The sequence below is a fragment of the Burkholderia sp. BCC1047 genome (assembly GCF_902833155.1).
Classification (GTDB): domain Bacteria; phylum Pseudomonadota; class Gammaproteobacteria; order Burkholderiales; family Burkholderiaceae; genus Burkholderia; species Burkholderia sola.
Genome location: NZ_CADFEH010000004.1, coordinates 175,073 through 196,757, shown reverse-complemented (window position 1 = coordinate 196,757; position 21,685 = coordinate 175,073). Strand labels below are relative to the sequence as shown.

General features: G+C 69.0%; 19 protein-coding genes. 11 read left to right on the top strand and 8 right to left on the bottom strand.

The window, feature by feature from the left end:
• Nucleotides 1-147: 147 nt before the first annotated feature.
• A complete protein-coding gene (locus tag HWX55_RS06970; protein ID WP_175974972.1) occupies nt 148-1,152 on the top strand; it encodes a chemotaxis response regulator protein-glutamate methylesterase in 1,005 nt (334 codons plus the stop codon).
• Nucleotides 1,153-1,219: 67 nt separating this feature from the next.
• Nucleotides 1,220-2,284, top strand: coding sequence for a PleD family two-component system response regulator (locus tag HWX55_RS06965; protein ID WP_175974971.1), 1,065 nt, complete (start codon nt 1,220-1,222; stop codon nt 2,282-2,284).
• 36 nt (nt 2,285-2,320) lie between these two features.
• On the opposite strand, the gene HWX55_RS06960 is transcribed toward HWX55_RS06965, so the two are convergent.
• The gene (locus HWX55_RS06960) at nt 2,321-4,570 is read right to left on the bottom strand and encodes an EAL domain-containing protein (RefSeq protein ID WP_175974970.1); all 2,250 of its coding nucleotides are present in this window, start codon (nt 4,568-4,570) and stop codon (nt 2,321-2,323) included.
• A 269-nt stretch (nt 4,571-4,839) separates the two neighbouring features.
• Nucleotides 4,840-5,733, bottom strand: coding sequence for a LysR substrate-binding domain-containing protein (locus HWX55_RS06955; RefSeq protein WP_124638566.1), 894 nt, complete (start codon nt 5,731-5,733; stop codon nt 4,840-4,842).
• Between the two features lie 120 nt (nt 5,734-5,853).
• Between HWX55_RS06955 and HWX55_RS06950 the strand changes: the two genes are divergently transcribed.
• Both HWX55_RS06950 and HWX55_RS06945 read left to right on the top strand, forming a co-directional pair.
• Nucleotides 5,854-6,492 carry a hydrolase gene (locus HWX55_RS06950; RefSeq protein WP_175974969.1) on the top strand — a complete coding sequence of 213 codons (639 nt, stop codon included), beginning with the start codon at nt 5,854-5,856 and terminating at the stop codon, nt 6,490-6,492.
• A 215-nt stretch (nt 6,493-6,707) separates the two neighbouring features.
• Nucleotides 6,708-7,430, top strand: a complete 723-nt coding sequence (locus tag HWX55_RS06945; protein ID WP_175974968.1) for a haloacid dehalogenase type II — start codon at nt 6,708-6,710, stop codon at nt 7,428-7,430.
• A gap of 54 nt (nt 7,431-7,484) precedes the next feature.
• On the opposite strand, the gene HWX55_RS06940 is transcribed toward HWX55_RS06945, so the two are convergent.
• Together HWX55_RS06940 and HWX55_RS06935 are read right to left on the bottom strand one after the other, a co-directional pair.
• A complete protein-coding gene (locus HWX55_RS06940; RefSeq protein ID WP_175974967.1) occupies nt 7,485-8,276 on the bottom strand; it encodes a uracil permease in 792 nt (263 codons plus the stop codon).
• Nucleotides 8,277-8,369: 93 nt separating this feature from the next.
• Nucleotides 8,370-9,329 (bottom strand): LysR family transcriptional regulator, encoded by a 960-nt coding sequence (locus HWX55_RS06935; RefSeq protein ID WP_175974966.1) that lies wholly within the window; start codon nt 9,327-9,329, stop codon nt 8,370-8,372.
• Nucleotides 9,330-9,485: 156 nt separating this feature from the next.
• Here HWX55_RS06935 and HWX55_RS06930 point away from each other — a divergent pair, with 156 nt between their 5' ends.
• The 3 genes from HWX55_RS06930 to mmsB all read left to right on the top strand — a co-directional run bounded on the left by HWX55_RS06930 (nt 9,486) and on the right by mmsB (nt 13,356).
• Entirely contained in the window at nt 9,486-10,805 is a 1,320-nt protein-coding gene (locus HWX55_RS06930) for an MFS transporter (protein WP_175974965.1), read from the top strand.
• Nucleotides 10,806-10,921: 116 nt separating this feature from the next.
• Nucleotides 10,922-12,448, top strand: a complete 1,527-nt coding sequence (locus HWX55_RS06925; protein WP_175974964.1) for a CoA-acylating methylmalonate-semialdehyde dehydrogenase — start codon at nt 10,922-10,924, stop codon at nt 12,446-12,448.
• A gap of 17 nt (nt 12,449-12,465) precedes the next feature.
• Nucleotides 12,466-13,356 (top strand): 3-hydroxyisobutyrate dehydrogenase, encoded by an 891-nt coding sequence (gene mmsB / locus HWX55_RS06920; RefSeq protein ID WP_175974963.1) that lies wholly within the window; start codon nt 12,466-12,468, stop codon nt 13,354-13,356.
• Nucleotides 13,357-13,471: 115 nt separating this feature from the next.
• On the opposite strand, the gene HWX55_RS06915 is transcribed toward mmsB, so the two are convergent.
• Complete coding sequence (locus tag HWX55_RS06915) at nt 13,472-13,804, bottom strand: hypothetical protein (RefSeq protein WP_050013746.1); 333 nt, start codon at nt 13,802-13,804, stop codon at nt 13,472-13,474.
• Nucleotides 13,805-14,343: 539 nt separating this feature from the next.
• Here HWX55_RS06915 and HWX55_RS06910 point away from each other — a divergent pair.
• A complete protein-coding gene (locus HWX55_RS06910) occupies nt 14,344-15,105 on the top strand; it encodes a DUF4397 domain-containing protein (protein ID WP_050013745.1) in 762 nt (253 codons plus the stop codon).
• Between the two features lie 123 nt (nt 15,106-15,228).
• Here the strand turns inward: HWX55_RS06910 and HWX55_RS06905 are convergent, their stop codons facing one another.
• Complete coding sequence (locus HWX55_RS06905; RefSeq protein WP_175974962.1) at nt 15,229-15,780, bottom strand: DUF3005 domain-containing protein; 552 nt, start codon at nt 15,778-15,780, stop codon at nt 15,229-15,231.
• Nucleotides 15,781-15,979: 199 nt separating this feature from the next.
• The gene (locus HWX55_RS06900; RefSeq protein WP_175974961.1) at nt 15,980-16,228 is read right to left on the bottom strand and encodes a hypothetical protein; all 249 of its coding nucleotides are present in this window, start codon (nt 16,226-16,228) and stop codon (nt 15,980-15,982) included.
• A 234-nt stretch (nt 16,229-16,462) separates the two neighbouring features.
• Between HWX55_RS06900 and HWX55_RS06895 the strand changes: the two genes are divergently transcribed.
• From HWX55_RS06895 to HWX55_RS06885, 3 genes are all read left to right on the top strand, one after another.
• Complete coding sequence (locus HWX55_RS06895; protein ID WP_175974960.1) at nt 16,463-18,013, top strand: NCS1 family nucleobase:cation symporter-1; 1,551 nt, start codon at nt 16,463-16,465, stop codon at nt 18,011-18,013.
• A gap of 23 nt (nt 18,014-18,036) precedes the next feature.
• Nucleotides 18,037-18,765 (top strand): aspartate/glutamate racemase family protein, encoded by a 729-nt coding sequence (locus HWX55_RS06890; RefSeq protein WP_175974959.1) that lies wholly within the window; start codon nt 18,037-18,039, stop codon nt 18,763-18,765.
• Nucleotides 18,766-18,826: 61 nt separating this feature from the next.
• The gene (locus HWX55_RS06885; RefSeq protein ID WP_175974958.1) at nt 18,827-20,011 is read left to right on the top strand and encodes a LysR family transcriptional regulator; all 1,185 of its coding nucleotides are present in this window, start codon (nt 18,827-18,829) and stop codon (nt 20,009-20,011) included.
• A 36-nt stretch (nt 20,012-20,047) separates the two neighbouring features.
• Here HWX55_RS06885 and HWX55_RS06880 read toward each other — a convergent pair whose 3' ends face one another.
• Nucleotides 20,048-21,619, bottom strand: coding sequence for an MFS transporter (locus HWX55_RS06880; RefSeq protein WP_175974957.1), 1,572 nt, complete (start codon nt 21,617-21,619; stop codon nt 20,048-20,050).
• Nucleotides 21,620-21,685: the final 66 nt, after the last annotated feature.

The window sequence follows — 21,685 nt, the reverse complement described above, 5'->3', positions numbered from 1 at the left end:
CGCATGACAGCATTCGGGCGTCGTCAACCCAAAAGAATGCCGCGCCGTCCGGCCGCCGATGCCGCCCGGACGCGCCGAACCGGCTGCACCTTCCATGAACCCGGCCCACCTCCAACAACACTACGAACCGACCGGAGAATTCCGCTTGTGAACATCGGCATCGTCAACGACCTCCCGCTTGCCGTCGAGGCGATGCGCCGCGCGATCGCGCGACGGCCCGAGCACCGCGTGCTGTGGGTCGCGACCGACGGCGCGCAGGCCGTCGAACTGTGCGCCGCGCAGCCGCCCGACATCGTGCTGATGGATCTGATCATGCCGAAGTTCGACGGGATCGAAGCGACGCGGCGGATCATGCGCTCCGAACGACCGTGCGCGATCCTGATCGTGACGAGCTGCATCGGCGCGAACGCGTGGCGCGTGTTCGAGGCGATGGGCGCCGGTGCGCTCGACGCGGTCGATACGCCGCGGCTCGGCGACGGCGCGGCCGGCGACACGACGAAACTGCTGCTCGCGAAGATCGACCAGATCGGCCGCCTGCTCGACGCGCCGGGCGGCACGCGCGTCACGGGCGCGGCCGCGCGCGGCGGCGCCGGCCCGCTGGTCGCGATCGGCGCATCGGCCGGCGGCCCCGGCGCGCTCGCGTCGATCCTCGGCAGCCTGCCGGCCGATTTCAATGCGCCGATCGTGATCGTGCAGCACGTCGATCGCGCGTTCGCCGAAGGCATGGCGCAATGGCTCGACGGTCAGACCCGGCTCGCCGTGCGCGTCGCGCACGAAGGCGACCGCCCGCAGCCGGGCGTCGCGCTGCTCGCCGCGACCGACGATCACCTGCGCATCACGCGCGCCGGCACGCTCGAATACACGCGGGAACCGGCCGCCACGCCGTATCGTCCGTCGGTCGACGTATTCTTCAACAGCCTGACCGAGCACTGGCCCGGCCGCGTGATCGGCGTACTGCTCACCGGGATGGGACGCGACGGCGCGATCGGCCTGAAGGCGCTGCGAATGAAGGGCTACCATACGATCGCGCAGGACGAGGCGACCAGCGCCGTGTACGGGATGCCGAAGGCAGCCGCGACGCTCGGCGCGGCGCGCGCGATCCTGCCGCTCGGACGCATCGCGGGCGAGCTGGCGGCGCTCGCGCGGATCTAAGCCCGACGATGACCGCGCGCAACGCCCATGCCTGCCCTTGCAACAACCGCAACAACCCGCATCGACCATGACGATTGACCTGACTCGCCCGCCGGGCGGCCCGACCGGGTCGCCCGCCGACGCGCCGGCGATGGTGCTGCTGGTCGACGACCAGACGATCGTCGCGGAAGCCGTGCGCCGCGCGCTCGTCGACGAGGACGGCATCGACTTCCACTACTGCCCGCGCTCGGACGACGCGATGGCCGCCGCGATCGAGACGCGCCCGACCGTGATCCTGCAGGATCTCGTGATGCCCGGCACCGACGGGCTGAGCCTCGTGCGCGCGTACCGCGCGAATCCGGCGACGCGCGACGTGCCGATCATCGTGTTGTCGACGCAGGAAGAACCGGTGATCAAGAGCGCCGCGTTCGCGTGCGGCGCGAACGACTATCTGGTCAAGCTGCCCGATCGCATCGAGCTCGTCGCGCGCATCCGCTACCACTCGCGCTCATATATGAACCTGCTGCAGCGCGACGAAGCCTATCGCGCGCTGCGGCAGTCGCAACAGCAACTGCTCGAGGCCAATCTCGAGCTGCGGCGCCTCACGCACTCCGACGGCCTGACCGGCTTGTCGAACCGGCGCTATCTCGACGAATACCTGGCCGCCGAGTGGCGGCGCGGCACGCGCGAGCGCGGCGAGCTGTCGCTGCTGATGATCGACGTCGACAACTTCAAGCTGTACAACGACACGTACGGGCACGTGTCGGGCGACAGCGTGCTCAAGCAGATCGCGTCGACGATCGAGCGCTGTCTCGGGCAGTCGGGCGATCTCGCCGCCCGCTTCGGCGGCGAGGAATTCGCGGTCGTGATGCCGGCCACGTCGCCGGGCGCCGCGCGGCTGCTCGGCGAGAAGATCCGGCTCGCGGTCGAGGCGTTGCGCGTGCGGCACGCGCATTCGTCGACGGGCAACCAGATCGTGACGATCAGCATCGGCGGCGCGAGCATCGTGCCCGCACCCGGCCTGCCGACGACCGTGCTGATCGAGGCGGCCGACCGCGCGCTCTATCGCGCGAAGCACGAAGGCAAGAACCGGGTCGAGATCGATCCGTCGCCGACGCCGCCGGGCGCCGGCGGGTTCGGCGCTCGCAGCTAGCGCACTCGCGCGCCAGGTCCGGCGAGCGCGCCGCGGTCACGCGGCGCCGAGCCGGCGCGCGTAGTCGTGCGCATCCAGCGGGCGGCTGAACAGATAGCCCTGCTGCATGTCGCAGCCGATCTGCTGCAGGAACCACGACTGAGCCTGCGTCTCGACGCCTTCGGCCGTGACCTTCATGCCGAGCGAATGCGCCATCGCGACGACCGCCTGCGTGATCGCGACCGAGTCGTGATGATCGGGCACGCCCGACACGAACGAACGGTCGACCTTCAGGTTGTGCAGCGGAAAGCGCTTCAGGTACGCGAGCGACGAATAGCCGGTGCCGAAATCGTCGACCGAGATCCGCACGTTCATGTCCGTGAGCGCTTCGAGCATCGGCAGCACGGTGTCCGTGTCGTTCATCAGCACGCCTTCGGTGATCTCGAGTTCGAGCGCGGACGGGTCGAGCCGCGTTTGCGCGAGACAGCGGGCGACCGATTCGACGAGCCCTTCGTGAAACTGCCGCGGCGACAGGTTGACGGCCAGCATCAGGTCCGGCGCGATCGTGCGGCGCCACTCGGCCGCCTGCCGGCACGCGGTTTCGAGCACCCATTGGCCGATCGCGACGATCAGCCCCGTGTCTTCCGCGACCGGAATGAATTCCGCCGGCGACATCGGTCCGAGCTCCGGGCTCGTCCAGCGCAGCAGCGCTTCGGCGCCGACCGTGCGGCCGGTGCGCGCGTCGACCACGGGCTGATACGCGAGCCGCAGCATGTCCGACGCCAGCGCGCGCCGCAGCGACTGTTCGATCGCGAAGCGGCGCTGCAGCCGCAGGTTGAGCTGCGCGGTGAAGAACGTGAAATGGTTGCGGCCGTGCTGCTTCGCGTCGTACATCGCCGAATCGGCGTTGCGCATCAGCGTCACGGCGTCGTCGCCGTCGCGCGGCGCGACGCTGATGCCGATCGATACGCCGAGCCAGTATTCGTTGTTCGCGATCGCGAACGGCTTCGCGATCGCGTCGATGACCTCGCGCGCGAGCCCCGCGAGGCGCTCGGGATCGTCGCAGTCGTCGACGAGGATCACGAACTCGTCGCCGCCGACGCGCGTGAGCGCGTAGCGGCCGTCCGCGCAGCCCGCGAGCCGCGCCGCGACGCTGCGCAGCAGCGCGTCGCCCGCATCGTGGCCGGCGGTGTCGTTGACCTTCTTGAAGCCGACCAGATCGATGAACAGGATCGCGACGCGCGCGGGCCCGGCCGCCGCATCGCGCACGCCGAACAGCTCGCGCATGCGGTCGCCGAGCCAGCGGCGGTTGTAGAGGCCCGTCAGCGCATCGCGGGTCGCCATGTAGCGCAACTGCTGCTGCGCTTCGCGCACCGGGCCGATGTCGTTGAACGACACGAGCACCGAGTCGGCCTGCGTCTCGCCCGGCCGCACGATCGGCACCGCGTTGCCGCGCACCCAGATGATGTCGCCGTCCGCGAGACCGAAGCCGACCGTGTAGTCGAGCATCGGCGTGGCCGTCTCGAGCGCGCGCCGGCTCGGCCAGTCGTGCGGGTCGATCGGCGTGCCGTCCTCGTACAGCTTGCGCAGGATCACCGTGGACAGCCGACGGCCGACGAGTTCGCCCTTCGCGCGGATCATCCGGTTCGCGCTCGGATTGCTCGCGATCACGACGCCCTCGCGCGACACGACGAGGATGCCCTCGCTCAGGCTGTTGACGACGAGCCGGTGATGTTCCTCGCTGCGCGCGAGCTGCCGTGCGATCCGGTCCTGGTGCACCGCGAGGCCGACGCTGTTGCCGATATCGCGCAACAGCCCGGTTTCCTCGTCGCTCGGGCGGCACGGCCGGTGATGATAGACGGCGAACGCGCCGAGCACGACGCCCGCGTCGTCGAGGAACGGCACCGACCAGCACGCGCGCAAGCCGAGCGGTAACGCGATGGCGCGATAGTCGGCCCACAGCGGATCGGTTTCGATGTCCTCGACGGTGACCATCCGGCGCTCGTACATCGCGGTGCCGCACGAGCCGGCCGCGGGGCCGATCGTCGCGCCGTCGATCGCCGCGCTGTACTGCGCGGGCAGCGACGGCGCCGCGCCGACGCGCACGTGCACGCCGTCCGTATCGAGCAGCAGAATCGTGCACGACGCGCCGTCGCCGAGCAAAGCCTCGGCACGCCGGCAAACTTCGACCAACAGTTCCGGCAGCGGCGTGTTGCGTGTGATCAGCCTCAGCACACTCTGCTCGGATGCGAGCACTTCCGCGGCGAGCCCGAGGCTGTAGCGAGAACTTTGCGGTTCGGTATTCAAGTGAATCCTGCCGTCTGTCCGACCGGGTCTGGTGCGCCCGGTTCGTTATCGATATTTCGTGCCCTGTTCCGCTCCGGGTTTACGCCGATCCCCGGTGCGCCCCGTTTGCGCGCCGAGCGAGGGCGCGCCGAAATGTATTTAACACCAATCCGTGACGATCGACATACCTGCTTCCATCAGGGGATACGCTCGGTTGCCGCGCGGCGGGCGGGCGGCGCCGCGGCGATGATGGGTTGCTGCGTCGCACGACAGTGCGGGCGCGCGGCCCGTCAATCCTTCCGGATGTGCTCGGCCAGGAAGTCGATCAGCAGGCGCACGCGCGGCAGCAGCCCGCGCCGCGACGGAAACACCGCGTGCACCACGCCGCCCTTCGGCGCCCAGCCGGGCAGCACGTCGACCAGCGTGCCGTTGCGCAGGTCGTCCTCGACGACCATGCACGGCAGTTGCACGATGCCGACGCCATGAATCGCCGCATCGCGCAGCGCGTGCATGTCGTCGGTCACGAAACGCGGGTGGTGGCGCAATTGCGCATGCTCGCCGTTCGGCCCGATCAGTTGCCACGCGTGATGCCGCGCCGGCCCCCAGTCGAGGCTCGGCACGCCGATCAGCTCGGCCGGGTCCGACGGCGCGGTGCGCCCGGCCAGCCACTGCGGCGCCGCTACCAGCCGCTGCGGGCTGTCGGCGAGCACGCGCATCACGAGATCGCTGTCCTCCAGCGGCGGGAAGCGCACGCGCAGCGCCAGGTCGAATCCTTCGCTCAACAGGTCGACGCGGCGATTCGTCGCCTCGAGGTGCACGTGCACCTGCGGATGAATCGCCATGAAGCGTGCGACGAGTTCGCTCACGCGGTATTCGAGCAGCGCGGTCGGGCAGCTCACGCGCACGATGCCGCGCGGCTGCGCGTGCCGGCGCTCGATCACCTCGCGCGCGGCGTCGGCTTCGACCAGCACGGCGAGACAGCGCTCGTAGAATTCGCGCCCGGTTTCGGTGACCGTGAAATGGCGCGTCGTGCGCTGCAGCAGCCGCACGTCGTACCGCGCCTCCAGCGCCGCGATGCGCCGGCTCAGTGTCGATTTCGGTACGTCCAGCGCGCGCCCGGCCTGCGTGAACCCGCCGTGTTCGACCACCTTCACGAAATAGTACAGGTCGTTCAGGTCATCCATGATTGTTCCATTCATAGAACACTGACGGCATTTTAAGGGACTGGAACGCCGGTTGTTGCACGCATAGCATCGTGTTTCGACGTGTCCCTTCACATTCCCGAACTATCTCCGGAGGCAACCATGGCAAGCGAACCGATTCGCGACCCCGCGAACGACCACCTGCTCACCCCGCAGAACGCGGCGTTCATCGTCATCGATTACCAGCCCGTCCAGGTGAACTCCATCGCGTCGATGGATCGCCAATTGCTGATCAACAACATCGTCGGCGCATCGAAGGCGGCGGTTGCGTACGACCTGCCGATCGTCCATTCGACCGTCAACGTGAAGACCGGGCTGAACAAGCCGCCGATCCCCCAATTGCGCGCGGCGCTCGAAGGCTATCCGACCTACGACCGCACGAGCATCAACTCGTGGGAAGACGTCGAGTTCCGCCAGGCCGTCGAGGCGACCGGCCGCAAGAAACTGATCATGACCGCGCTGTGGACCGAAGCGTGCCTGACCTTCCCGGCGCTCGACGCGCTGAAGGCCGGCTACGAGGTGTACGTGGTCGTCGATGCGGTCGGCGGCACGTCGGTCGCCGCGCACGAAGCCGCGCTGCGCCGCATCGAACAGGCGGGCGGCCAGATGATCAGCGTCGCGCAGCTGTTCTGCGAATTGCAGCGCGACTGGGCGCGCAGCGCCACCGTGCCGGCGTTCGTAAACCTGTTCATCGAAACCGGCGGCACGGCCGGCATCCAGTTCTCGTACGACAAGAGCTGATTGGTCCGCAGGGGCGCGGCGGCCGGCGCTGTGGGGCCGGCGCCGCGCACCCTTGCCCTGCTTCGGGGCGCCCGCGCGACCGGCGCGCGCGCCCCGCATCGCGGCCTCCCCGGCCGCGTTTTCGTATCCGTGATTCAATGTCGATCGAACCGGCGCCGCGCCATCTGGCGGCACGGCGATGTGAACCCTCATCGAACGACCTTCACTGGATCCCCATGACGAACCCTGCCGAAATCAAGGCGCTCGTTTTCGATGTCTTCGGAACGATCGTCGACTGGAGAAGCGGTGTCGCACGCGGCGCGGCCGCGTTCCTGGACCGCCACGCGCCGACGCTCGACCCGTTCGCGTTCGCCGATGCGTGGCGCGACGAATATTCGCCGTCGATGGAAGAAATCCGCAGCGGCCGCCGCCGCTACGTGCGGCTCGACGTGCTGCATCGCGAGAACCTCGTCCGTACGCTCGACCGTTTCGGGATCGTCGACGTGCCCGATGCCGACATCGACGCGCTCAATCTCGCATGGCACCGACTTGATCCGTGGCCCGATGCCGTCGCCGGGCTGCGCCGGTTGAAGCAGCGCTACATCATCGCGCCGCTGTCGAACGGCAATATCCGGCTGATGGTCGACGTCGCGAAGCACGGCGGGCTGCCTTGGGACGCGATTCTCGGCGCCGAGGTGGCCCGCGCGTACAAGCCGTCGCCGGCCGTCTATACCGAAGCGGTCGAGATTCTCGGCGTCGCGCCGGCCGAGCTGTGCCTGGTGGCCGCGCATAACGGCGATCTGGCGGCCGCGCGCCGGCTCGGGCTGTCGACCGCGTTCGTGCTGCGGCCGACCGAGCACGGGCCCGGCCAGACGACCGACCTGCAAGCCGACGATGCGTGGGATTTCGACGTCAGGGATCTGAACGAACTCGCGGATCGGCTGGGTTGCCCGGGTTGAGTGCCGGCGACGCGGCCCGCCCCCGCGCCGCGATCGCGAGGCGGCGCACCTCCGCTACTTCACCACCGCCCGCCATGCGGTTCGCGCGTAGATGAGCAGCAACGGCAGCAGCGCCAGCGCGAACAGCAGGCACAGCGCGAGCACCCACACTGGCCATTGCTGCGGATTCCCGTGCGCCCAGTAACGGTACGGCACGCTCAGGAAGGCAAGTTCCATCAACAGCGCGCCAAGCGGCACGAGTCCGTTCAGCACCGCCGCCACGCCGAAGCGCGCCGCGCCGTCGATCTTCTTCCCGGCCCCGTACGCCGCGATCAGGTACACGAAATACCCGATGATCGCGACCATCACCGTGCCGCCGGCCAGCAGCCCGACACTCCGCACGCTCCGTTCGTGCCACTGATGCGCCCCTTGCGGCAATACGACATCGATCTTCTCGCCGATTTCGGGCACGGCGCCCGAGCGAATGTTGCCGGGTAGCGTGATACGTTCGCCATCCGGCATCACGGCTTCCAGGATCGACGTGTACTTGATGCACCGGTACGACGAGGTTCGCCCCGAACTGTCGCGGCGCTCGCAGGTATCCCACTCGGACTGGTAGGACACGACGGTCGCTTCGTATTTCGGCGACACCGTGAGTGCGTAAAGCTCGTCGCCGATCCAGTACGCGAACGGGAACAACAGCGACACCAGGCAAAAACATACGAGCCACCAGAACGCGACCGCGCCGCCGGAGCCGCGCTTGCCGCCCGTCTGTCGGCGCACCATGCGCGACGCGAGCCAGTAGGCGGTCACGCCGAATACCACCACGCACACCACGAAAACCTTGCCCGCATGCGTCAACGCCATTTGCCCTCTCCCCGCTAGCCAGTCGAATCGCCGCCGGCCGTGTTGTCATCCAGATCGATCGTCGCGTCGCCGTCGCGCCCCGCCCGTCGACCGCTACGCCGGCTCGTCGACGAACCTCAGCGTGCCCGACTCCCCCGACAGCAGCGCGCGATTGGCGTCCGCCGCCGCGCGCAGGTAATCCCACAGCGCGGTCACGCGCCGCAGCTTGCGCAGATCCTCGCGGCACGTCAGCCAGAAACACCGCGTGACGACCACGTCGTTCGGCAGCACGGGCACCAGCGCCGGCTGCGTGGCCGCGATGAAGCACGGCAGGATCGCAAGGCCGCCGCCCTGCAGCGCCGCGAAAACCTGCGCGATCACGCTCGTCGTGCGCAACCCGGCCGTAGCACCAGGCACCGCACGGTCCAGGTACAGCAGCTCGTTGCTGAACGCGAGATCGTCGACGTAGCTGATGAATGCGTGCTGCGCGAGATCGTCCGTGCAGGTAATCGGCGCGTGATTCGCCAGATAGTCGCGCGTCGCATAGAGCCGCAACTGGTAGTCGCACAGCTTCGTGACCACGTAAGGCCCGCGCTCGGGCCGCTCGAGCGTGATCGCGAGATCGGCCTCGCGCTTCGGCAGGTTGACGAAATGCGGCACCGGCAGCAGGTCGACCGTCACGTGCGGATGCGCGGCGCGGAACTGCGCGAGCTGCGGCGCGAGGAAAAAGCAGCCGAACCCTTCGGTCGACCCGATCCGCACGTGGCCCGACAGCGCCTCGCCGGTATTCGCGACCTGGTCGCACGCGGATTGCACGGTCGTCTCCATCGCATCCGCATACGCGACGAGCCGCTGCCCTTCGGCCGTCAGCGTGAAGCCGCCGGAGCGCGACTTGTCGAACAGCAGCGTGCCCATCGCGGCTTCGAGCGCGCGAATGCGCCGCGCGACGGTCGTGTAGTCGACACCGAGCCGCTTCGCCGCGCCGCTTGCGCGCTGCGTGCGCGCGACTTCGAGGAAAAAGCGCAGGTCGTCCCAGTTCAGGTTGCCGGAAACCGGCTCGGTGGCATGTCGCATCGGCGAGGAAAAAAGCGGGGGTCTCCGGGCCGGCCGTCGATATGCATAAATGCACATCCAACCGGTTTCTTTATCGGTACATCGTGAATCTGCGCATAACTATACTCGACCGTGACCTGCGGACCATGAGCCGCGGGCAATAAAACCGGAGACACCATGCAGACCCGATCCACCCTCGATGAGCATGCGACCATCGCGACGCCGGCGCCCGAGCGCACCGCGAAGCATTACCTGCTGGCCGGCTGGGCCAGCATGGCCGGCACCACGATCGAGTGGTACGACTTCTTCCTGTACGGCACGGCCGCCGCGCTCGTGTTCAACCGCATCTTCTTCCCGTCGCTGGACCCGGTCGTCGGCACGCTCGCCGCGTTCGGCACGTTCGCGGTCGGCTTCATCGGGCGGCCGATGGGCGGCATCGTGTTCGGCCACTTCGGCGACCGCATCGGCCGCAAGTCGATGCTGATGATCACGCTGCTGCTGATGGGCGTGCCGAGCATGATCATCGGGCTGATCCCGTCGTACGACAGCATCGGCTACTGGGCCGCCGCGCTGTTGATCGCGATGCGCTTCCTGCAGGGGATGGCGGTGGGCGGCGAATGGGGCGGCGCGGTGCTGATGGCCGTCGAGCATGCGCCGAAAGGCCGCAAGGGGCTGTTCGGCAGCCTGCCGCAGACGGGCGTCGGGCTCGGCCTGATCCTGTCGTCGCTCGCGATGGCCGCGGTGGCCGCGCTGCCGGAAGCCGACATGCTGTCGTGGGGCTGGCGCGTGCCGTTCCTCGCGAGCATCGCGCTCGTCGGCCTCGGCTGGTTCATCCGCGCGAAGGTGCCGGAATCGCCCGACTTCGAGAAGGTCCGCAAGCAGGGCAAGGCCGAGAAATCGCCGGTGACGGCCGCGCTGCGCCGCCATCCGCGCGAAGTGCTGACGATCGTCGGCGCACGCGCCGCCGAGAACACCTGGTTCTACATGGTCGTCACGTTCGCGCTCGCTTACGCGACGCAGCAGCTGCATCTGCCGAAGGCCGAGATGCTGCACGCAATCACGGCCGGCGCCGCGCTGTCGCTCGTGACGATGCCGCTGTGCGGGCATCTGAGCGACCGCATCGGCCAGCGCCGGATGTTCGCGATCGGCCTCGTGCTGATGTGCGCGTTCGCCGCGCCGTTCTTCATGATGCTCGGCACGCAGCAGACGTCGTATGCATGGTGGGCGATCGTGCTCGGCCTCGGCGTCGTGTTTCCGATCCTCTATGCGCCGGAATCGCTGCTTTTCGCGCAGCAGTTTCCCGCGGAAATCCGCTACAGCGGCATCTCGCTGTCGGTGCAGCTGGCCGGCGTGATCGGCGGCGGCTTCGCACCGATGATCGCGACGTCGCTGCTGAAGGCCGGCGGCGGCCAGCCGCACTACGTGATCGCGTACCTCGTCGGCTTCGGCGTGTTCGCGCTCGCGTGTACCGCGTTGATGCGTCCGGCGCGCGCCTGAGCACGCCGGCCGGCATTCGATCGAATCCAGTTCGTCCTGCCGCCCGCCGCGCCTGCACGCGCGGCGGACGCAGCCCCCCTTTGTCCTCGCCACACCGTTTCCCCGGAGAGAGTTCCATGAACGCCGCAGTTCCCCAGACCACCCTCGCCCTGCCCACCGCCAAGCTGCTGATCGACGGCGCGTTCGTCGACTCGCAAAGCGCCGAACGGGGCGACATCGTGAACCCCGCGACGCAGCAAGCGATCGGCCGCGTGCCGTACGCGACGCTCGACGAGGTCGATGCCGCGATCGCGTCCGCGCAGCGCGCGTTCCAGACGTGGAAGACGACGCCGATCGGCGCGCGGCTGCGCATCATGCTGAAGTTCCAGGATCTCGTGCGCCGCAATCTCGAACGGATCGCGCACACGCTGACGGCCGAGCAAGGCAAGACGCTACCCGATGCGCAAGGCGACATCTTCCGAGGCCTCGAAGTGGTCGAGCACGCGTGCTCGATCGGCACGCTGCAGCAAGGCGAATTCGCGGAGAACGTCGCGGGCGGCGTCGATACCTACACGCTGCGCCAGCCGATCGGCGTGTGCGCGGGCATCACGCCGTTCAACTTCCCCGGGATGATTCCGCTGTGGATGTTCCCGATGGCGATCGTCTGCGGCAACACGTTCGTGCTGAAGCCATCGGAGCAGGACCCGCTGTCGACGATGCAGCTCGTCGAACTCGCGCTCGAGGCCGGCGTGCCGCAAGGCGTGCTGAACGTCGTGCACGGCGGCAAGACGGTGGTCGACCGCCTGTGCACGCACCCGGACATCAAGGCGATCTCGTTCGTCGGCTCGACGCGCGTCGGCACGCACGTGTACAACCTCGGCAGCCAGCACGGCAAGCGCGTGCAGTCGATGATGGGCGCGAAGAACCACGCGGTCGTGCTGCCCGATGCGCACCGCGAGCAGTCGATCAACGCGCTCGTCGGCGCGGGCTTCGGCGCGGCCGGCCAGCGCTGCATGGCGACCTCCGTCGTCGTGCTGGTCGGCAGCGCGCGCGACTGGCTGCCCGATCTCGTCGAAAAGGCGAAGGCGCTGAAGGTCAACGCCGGAGCCGAAGCCGGCACCGACGTCGGCCCGGTCGTGTCGAAGGCGGCGAAGGAACGCATCCTGTCGCTGATCGACGCCGGCGTGAAGGAAGGCGCGACGCTGCTGCTCGACGGCCGCGACGTAAAGGTGCCCGGCTACGAGCATGGCAACTTCGTCGGCCCGACGATCTTCTCGGGCGTGACGACCGACATGTCGATCTACACGGAAGAAATCTTCGGGCCGGTGGTGGTCGTGATGGAAGCCGACACGCTCGACGACGCGATCGCGCTCGTCAACCGCAATCCGATGGGCAACGGCGTGGGCCTGTTCACGCAGAGCGGCGCGGCCGCGCGCAAGTTCCAGAGCGAGATCGACGTCGGCCAGGTCGGCATCAACATCCCGATCCCGGTGCCGGTGCCCTACTTCAGCTTCACCGGTTCGCGCGGCTCGAAGCTCGGCGATCTGGGCCCGTACGGCAAGCAGGTCGTGCAGTTCTACACGCAGACGAAGACGGTCACCGCGCGCTGGTTCGACGACGACGCGACGGCCGGCGGCGTGAACACGACGATCGCGTTGCGCTGACCCGACGGAGCCCGCACATGGAAATCGCCTTCATCGGACTCGGCAACATGGGCGGCCCGATGGCCGCCAACCTGCTCAAGGCCGGCCACGCGCTGACGGTGTTCGACCTCGACGCGCATGCGGTCGACGCCGCGGTGCGCGCCGGCGCGACCGCGGCGGCGTCGCCGCGTGACGCCGCCGCGCGCGGCTCGGTGATCATCACGATGCTGCCGGCCGCGCAGCACGTGCGCGCGGTCTACCTCGGCGACGACGGCGTGCTGGCCGGCGCACGCGCCGGCGCGACGCTGATCGACTGCAGCACGATCGATCCCGGCACCGTGCGCGCGGTGGCCGACGCCGCCGCGCAGCGCGACTTTCCGCTCGCCGACGCGCCCGTGTCGGGCGGCACCGGCGGCGCGCAGGCCGGCACGCTGACCTTCATGGTCGGCGCGGACGGTCCGCTGTTCGAGCGCATCCGCCCGGTGCTGCTCGACATGGGCAAGAACGTCGTGCACTGCGGCGGCACCGGCACCGGGCAGATCGCGAAGATCTGCAACAACCTGCTGCTCGGCATCTCGATGATGGGCGTCGCGGAAGCGATGGCGCTCGGCGCGGCGCTCGGCATCGAGCCTCCGGTGCTGGCCGGCATCATCAACACGTCGACGGGCCGCTGCTGGAGTTCGGACGCGTACAACCCGTATCCGGGCGTCAGCGACACGGCGCCGGCCGCGCGCGGCTATGCGGGCGGCTTCGCGGCGAACCTGATGCTGAAGGATCTCGGGCTCGCGACCGAAGCCGCGCGCGGCGCCCATCAGCCGGTCTGGATGGGCGCGCTCGCGCAGCAGTTGTATCAGTCGATGAGCCAGCAGGGGCTCGGCACGCTCGACTTCTCCGCGTGCGTGAAGCTGTACGAGGCGCAGCCGGCCTGACCCGCCCGGCCGACGCCGGACGTGCGCCGACCCGCGATGTGCCCGTAGGGCATCGCGGGTCGGTTTGCATGCGGGGGAAGGAAAACGCGGGCGGCGCGATCATGCCGCCGATCGGTCAACCGCGCGGGTTCGACGCCGTCTCGAAGGTCGGATGGCACTCGAACGCGAGTTCCGAGCGCGCGTCGACACGGCGGCCGGCGGTCAGCGATTCCTGCTTCATGCTCGCGCGCATCCCGCGCTGCGAGCAGTAGTTGGTGGCTTCGCTGACGGCCTTCTGATGGGCGTCGGCCCACGTCGTCGACACGCCGACCGTGCGCGTCGTCACGGTGAATACGTTCGGGTTCGACGTCGCGGTCACGTCGGAAGCAGTCGAACACGCGGCGAGCAAGCATGCAGTCGCCGCAATGGTCAACCATCGCAGGGTTCGAAAAGAGACTGGAATGGACATGGAGGGCAAGCGCACGCCGGTCGGCGTGCATTAAGCAACATAGGCGACAGTATGCCTGCTCGATCGCCGGAGATCATGCCCCTTTCGGTGAACACATTGTTTCGAATGGTTAAACGATGGCCGAATCAGGCAAGATTTACAGCCGTCGCCGGCCATCGTTTTCGTCCGACAGGTCATTTCGTCCGGCGCGCCGCCCCGCGCGGACGTTCACGCCGGCGCGACCGTCGATGCGCGCCCGCCTGCCGGATTCTCGCGCACGCTCCCGCGAGCGTGCGGCACGCCGGCTGGCCCCGGCGCGTGGTGAGCGGATGTGCTTTTTACAACCGCGTCGATCGCGCAGCCCGCTCCCCCCACGCCCCGCGTCGCGCACCCCGCCGTCGTTCGCCGGCTTTTTCTGCGCACAGGCACATCGCTTGCGTCATCTCCGCGCCCGCCATCCGGCGGACAGCCATCTTCCTTCCAACCGGCGCTGCGCCCCGCGCGATCCTTTGCGCGGTGGTCCCGCATCGCAAGGCAGGTTTCCTGAACGAGAGGACGACATGAAATCAATACGAACGATAGTGGCCCTGTGCTCGGTCATTTCCGTGCTCACAGCGTGCGGCGGCGGCGACGACGCCGGGACCGTACTCGGCATCTCGAAGCCGCAGGCGCGCTTCATCAACGCGGTGCCGGCCGGCCCGAACCTCGACTACTACCTGAACGCGAAGGTCGACCAGTCGGGCGTCGCATACAAGGGCGTGACGCGCTATCACGACATCGACTCGGGCACGCAGACCGCGAGCTACGACGTGTCGGGCACGACCGCGACCGTCGCATCCCAATCGTTCAGCGCCGCGAACGGGCACCACTACACGACGATCGCGCTGCCGAGCACGACGTCGCTGATCTCCGTCATCGACGATCCGTACGCGAAGGGCTTGCTGTCGGACAAGGCGCGCGTGCGCGGCTTCAACGCATCGCCGAACGCGCAGAACGTGGACGTGTACGTCGTGCCGCCCGGCACCGACATCACGACGCAGAGCCCGACGCTGGCAGGCGCGGCCTACCAGAATGCCGTGCCGGCGTCGACGCAGGATTCGGTCTACCTGAACGGCGGCACCTACCAGGTGATCGTCACGACGGCCGGCAGCAAGTCGCCGATCCTCAAGACCGCGCCGGTCAGCATCGCCAACAACGCGGACTGGCTGCTCCTGACGATTCCGTCCGGCGGTATCGGCGACGTGACGCCGAACGACATTCACGTGCTCGTCGCGCAGGGCAACGACGCCGATACGTCCGCGCAGGAGCTGGGGCCGCAATAACGCAGGAACTCACGCGGCAACGGGCCGAAAACGACACACGGCGGCCGGTGCGATTGCATCGGCCGCCGTGTGTCGTATACCGGTATCAAGCGCGGTATCAAGCGTCGGTATCGGTGCCCGCTATCAGTCGTCGGCCCGTTCGAGGCAGATCACGTGCTCGGCGCGCGTCCCGTCGCCGTGCTCGACGTCGACGTCGCCGACATGGCGCACGCGCCAGCCCGGCCGCGTCGCGATCTGCGGCATGTTGCCGGACGGCCGGCTCTCGATTCCGCCGAGCCCTTCGTCGGGCGTATCGACCGCTTCGTCGAGCGACGCGTTCGAATAGATCACGTTGTCCTGCAGTTCCGACGCGCCGGTGCGCGCCTCCATGCCTTTGCCGTCGACGTCGACCGTGTTGTCGGTCATCGCCATGTTCGCGTTGTCGAGCGTGACGATCCGGCCGGCGGCCCGGCGCACCGGATCGCCGCTGTCGACCGCGTGCGCGTCGACGTCGATCTCCGGCAGGCCGGTCGGCATTTTCCCGGCAACGGCCTCCGGCGTCAGCGGACGCTGCGCCGTCTGGGCGGCCTGGGTCGCCGCATCCGGCATGTCGCCGGCCGCCGGCGTCTTCACCGGGCTCTTCGCAATCTGTTCCCGCTGCTTTTCCGGGGTAGGGTTCGATTCCGCGTTCTGCATCGCACCTCCTTGCCCGGCCGGCGGACGTCGGCGTCACGCCGTCGTCGCCGGGCCGGAATTCGCTACAACGGTCCTTGCAAATCTTTCATGCGCACCGCCCCGCACGTGCGCCGTTCGGCGCACGCGCCGACGGACACGGCGCTTGGTGGGCGAACGGGCGGCAAGCTGGCGCGCCGCCCGCCGATCCCCCGAATGCCGGTCAACCGCCGCCGCTCGCGCCGGCCGGCGCGGAAGCCGCACCCGGCAGGGTCGTGCCGGCCGCGCCGCTGCTCGGCATGCCCGACGGTGCGGTGGAAGGCGCGGCCGACATGCCGCTCGCTGCGCTCGAATCCGAACTGGCTGCGCCGTTGTCGCCCTTCTTCTGGCAACCCGCGCCTGCCGCCAGGCCCGCGATCAGGATGCCGGCGAAGACGGCTCGCGATACGTGACGAATGGAATATCGCTGCATGACACCTCCGCTGATGTCGATGTGGATGGAACCCGCTGACTCGCAATATGCGTGCCGTCGCCCCTCTCCGCGGCCGCGCGCCATTGCATTCATTTTTCAAATGACGCCCAGCCGAATATTTAATTTCCCATCGCGGTAGCCGCCGCCCATACTCGCGAACAAATCCGAGACATAACGTCCACCGGGGCCCGGCCCGCGCTGCGTACGACATGCGGCCGGTTTCGTGCCCCGCACATGGAAGGAGACAACGGCGTGCAACTGGAAGCCATCCACCGCGCGGGCATCGGGCCCGGCGCGGACGACGCATCGCATCGAACCGACACGGCCGCGCGCGATCCCGCGCCGAGCCCGCGGCTGCACAACGCCGACCTCGCGCCCACCCAGGCCGAAGGCCGCACGTGGGGCCGCTACAGCATCTTCGCGCTATGGACCAACGACGTGCACAACATCGCGAACTACTCGTTCGCGATCGGGCTGTTCGCGCTCGGCCTGTCGGGGTGGCAGATGCTTGCGTCGCTCGCGATCGGCGCGGTGCTCGTGTACAACTTCATGAACCTCACCGGCTACATGGGCCAGAAGACCGGCGTACCGTTCCCGGTGATCAGCCGGATGAGCTTCGGCATCTACGGCGCGCTGCTGCCCGCGATGATCCGCGCGGTGATCGCGATCGCATGGTTCGGTATCCAGACCTATCTCGCGTCGGTCGTGCTGCGCGTGCTGCTGACCGCGATCTGGCCGGGCCTCGCCGCGCTTGACCAGAATGCGATCTTCGGGCTGTCCACGCTCGGCTGGATCACGTTCGTCGCGATCTGGCTCGTGCAGATCGGCATCCTCACGTACGGGATGGAGATGGTCCGCAAGTACGAGGGACTCGCCGGCCCGGTGATCCTCGTCACGACGCTGTCGCTCGCCGCATGGATGTTCAGCCGCACCGGCGGCCAGCTCGCGATGTCGATCGGCAAGCCGATGACCGGCGTGAAGATGTGGACGGAAATCTTCGCGGGCGGCTCGCTGTGGCTCGCGATCTACGGCACGCTGGTGCTCAACTTCTGCGATTTCGCCCGCTCGTCGCCGAGCGCGAAAACCGTGCGCGTCGGCAACTTCTGGGGCCTGCCGGTCAACATCCTCGTGTTCGCGACGATCAGCTTCGTGCTGGCCGGCGCGCAGTTCAAGCTGAACGGCCACATCATCCACAGCCCGACGGAAATCATCGCGACGGTGCCGAACAAGCTGTGCCTCGTGCTCGGCTGCCTCGCGTTCCTGATCGTGACGGTCGCGGTGAACATCATGGCGAACTTCGTCGCGCCGGCCTTCGTGCTGACGAGCCTGGCGCCGCACCGCCTGTCGTTCCGCCGCGCGGGCCTGATCAGCGCGACGATCGCCGTGCTGATCCTCCCGTGGAACCTGTACAACAGCCCGATCGTGATCGTCTATTTCCTGTCCGGCCTCGGCGCGCTGCTCGGCCCACTGTACGGGATCATCACGGTCGACTACTGGCTCGTGCGCAAGCAGCGCGTGAACGTGCCCGACCTCTATACCGAAGCGCCGACCGGCGCCTACTTCTACACGCGCGGCGTGAACCGCAAGGCGCTCGCGGCGCTCGTGCCGTCCGCGCTGATCTCGATCGCGCTCGCCGTCGTGCCGGCCTTCAGCGCGATGACGCCGTTCTCGTGGCTGCTCGGCGCGGCGATCGCGGGCAGCGTGTACTGGCTGACGGCCGATCGCAAGCGGCATTACGAAGCGCGCTCGGGCGAACACATCGCGGTCGCCTGCGCACACCACTGACACACACGCATACGGAGCCACCAATGAGAATCCTGGTAGTCAACGTCAACACGACCGAGTCGATCACCGACGCGATCGCCGCGCAGGCACAGGCCGCCGCGTCGCCGGGCACGGAGATCGTCGGGCTCACGCCGCGCTTCGGCGCGGAGTCGATCGAAGGCAACTTCGAGAGCTACCTCGCAGCGATCGCCGTGATGGATCGCGTGCTGCGCTACGACGAACCGTACGACGCGGTGATCCAGGCCGGCTACGGCGAACATGGCCGCGAAGGGCTGCAGGAACTGCTGACGGTGCCCGTCGTCGACATCACCGAAGCGGCCGCGAGCGTCGCGATGCTGCTCGGCCATCGCTACTCGGTCGTCACGACGCTCGACCGCACAGTGCCGCTGATCGAGGACCGCCTGAAGCTCGCCGGGCTCGATGCGCGCTGCGCGTCGGTGCGCGCGAGCGGCCTCGCGGTGCTCGAGCTGGAAGAGAACCCGGCCCGCGCGATCGAATCGATCGTCGGCGAAGCGCAGCACGCGGTGCAGGACGATCGCGCGGAAGTGATCTGCCTCGGCTGCGGCGGGATGGCCGGCCTCGACCGGCAGATCGAGGAATGCACGGGCGTGCCGGTCGTCGACGGCGTGTCGGCCGCGGTCGCGCTCGCCGAATCGCTGGTGCGCCTGAAGCTGAAGACGTCGAAGGTCCGCACGTATGCGCCGCCGCGCCCGAAGCGGATCGTCGGCTGGCCGGGCACCTTCGCGAAATGACGGGCCGCCGGCCGGCCGCCGTGCGGCGCGCTCAGCCTGTCTCGCCGGGACGCGTATCGGCATGCGGCACCCGCTAGACCCGGCCGCCCTGCCCCGCGACGCGGGCGACGCCGCGTGCGCGCTCGACGTGCTCGATGCGCGGCTGATGCGCATCCTGCTCGTGCTGCTGACCGAGCGCACCGTGTCGCGTGCGGCCGTGCGCCTGAACATGTCGCAGCCGGCGACGAGCGCCGCGCTCAAGCGGCTGCGCACGCTGCTCGGCGATCCGCTGCTGGTGCGCAGCCGCTACGGAATGGTGCCGACCGAGTTCGGCGCGCGACTGATCGAGCCGCTGCGCAACGCGCTGCGCGTGATCGACTTCATCCGCGTCCAGCAGCCGAGGTTCGACGCGCGCACGTCGGTGCGCACCTACCGGATCGGCTGCCCCGACTATCTGAACGTGCTGTTCGTGCCGAAGCTCGTCGCGCTGTTCCGCGAGCGTGCGCCGAACGCGCAACTGGTGTTTCATCCGCTCGGCGACGGGTTCGACGACGAGCGCGCGCTGGCCGACGGCGAACTCGACGTCGTGATCGACAACCGGCCCGCACGCCGGTCGCGCTTCCGGCAGGACGAGCTGTTCGACGACCGCGTCGTGTGCCTGATGCGCGCGACGCATCCGCTCGCGCGGCACGGCGCGATGACGGCCGCCGGGTTCGCGGCGGCGCCGCAGCTGTGCCCGACGCCGTCGTGGCTCGAAGCGTCCGGCGCGATCGACCGGCAGCTCGAACGCGTGGGCCTGCAGCGGCGCATCGTCGTCACGCTGCCGCATTTCGAACTCGCCGCGCATGCGCTGGTGTGCAGCGACCTGATCCTCACCACCACGTACCGGCTCGCGCGGCACTACGCGAAGCTGCTGCCGCTCGCCGCGGTCGCGCTGCCGGCCGAGCCGCCGGACATCGCGTACCGGATGACGTGGAACGAATCGGGCGCGTGCGCGGAAGGCGGTCGATGGCTGCGCGGGCTGATCGCGGAGGCGACGCGCGCGTGGCTCGACGCCGATGCGATGCTGCCGGCGGTCGCCGCGGTCGCCGCCGTTGCCGCTTCCGAGGCCGATGCACACGCGCCGAAAACCGCGCCGGCCGTCGCCGATCCGCCCGGGCCCGCCCGACGTACGCGCCGCAGGTCGGGCACGCATTGTCATGCGTCGCCTCCGGCGCGCGTCGCACAGGCCGCACGCATTCATCGCATCACGACGAAGTCGCACTGACCGACCCGAGCGTCGACAGCAGGATCGTGCGCGACGTCACGCGCGTCCGCGCATCGGTTGCGCAAGCAACTTGTACGCAACGACGGCCGAACCGAGCGCCAGCACGCCGCTCACCGTCAACGCATCGGCGAACCCGCTCGCGAACGCGACGGGCGCCGCCTGCGCGAGCGCGCCGGCGGCCGACGGCGGCACGCGGCCGAGCGCCTGCGCGAGATCGCCGGCCAGCAGGCTCGACATGAAGGATGCATCGGCGAACGCGCGCAGGCCGGGCGTCGTGGACAGCAGGCTGTCGAGCCGCGCATGCGTAGTCGCCGCCAGCACCGCGCCGAGCACGCCGACGGCCGTCACGATCGCCGAGAAGCGCGTCGTCGTGCTGATGCCCGACGCCATGCCCGTGCGATCCGGCGGCACGCACGCCATGATCGCCTTCTGCGTGTCGCCGTTCATGATGCCCGCGCCGCATCCCGTCACGAACATGCCGAGCGCGACGAGCCGGTAGTCGCCGCTGGCCGTCAGCGCCGCGGTCGCAAGATTGCCCGCGCCGATCAGCGCGAGCCCGCCTGCCAGCACGCCGCCGGACGACACGCGCGCGGCGAGCGCCGCACCGAGCGACGGGCCGGCGATCATCGCGAACGCGAACGGCAGCATCCCGAGCCCCGCATCGATCGCCGACATCCCGAACGCGTTTTGCAGATACAGCGGCAGGAACGTCATCATCACCTGCGCGCACGCCGCGTAACCGAACATCGCGAGCACCGCGCCGACGAAGCGCGGCTGGCGAAACAGCGCGAGATCGATCATCGGCCGCGCCTGCCAGCGCTCCGCGCCGACGAATGCCGCCAGCAGCGCGGCCGCGAGCGCGAGCCGGCCCAGCGTCGCGGCCGACAGCCAGCCGTGCGACGGCGCGCCGATCAGCGCCGCGATCGCACAGGCGAGCGCCGCGCCGAACAGCAGGCTGCCGGCCGCGTCCACGCGCTTCGCCTGCGGATCGTTCGATTCGTCGATCGCGACGCGCGCGCCGGCCGCCAGCAGCAGGCAGACGGGCAGGTTCAGCAGGAATACCCAGCGCCAGCCGATCCATTGCGTGATCGCCCCGCCGACGAGCGGGGCGATCGCCGTCGCGATTCCCATGCACATGCCCCAGATCGCCCACGCGCGCGCCCGCTCACGCCCGTCCGGGAAACGGTTCGCGATCACCGCGAGCGCGGCGGTCAGCAGCAGCGCGGCGCCGCCGCCCTTCACCGCGCGCGCGGCGATCAGCCAGCCGGCCGACGGCGCGATGCCGCAGCCGAGCGACGCGACGAAGAACAGCGCGAGCCCCGCGAAGAGCATCCGCCGGCGCCCGAAGCGGTCGGCGAGCCCGCCGGCCGGCAGCAGGCACGCGGCGAATGCGGTCATGTACGCGCTCACGACCCATTCGATATCGGCGAAGCTCGCGTGAAAGCCGCGCGCGATGCTCGGCAGCGAGACGGCCACCACGTTCGTGTCGAGCACGATCAGCGCGCAGGTCGCGGACGCGACGGCGAGCGTCGCGGCGGCAGGCAAGTTGCCGCCGGTGCGCGAGGCGGCAGCCGCGCTCGCGCGCGACGCCGGTGAAGACTGGGACATCGGCCACTCCGGAACAGGATGAACGAGCCGTATGCTAGGCTTGCCCTCTATTGCCTGTCATTGACA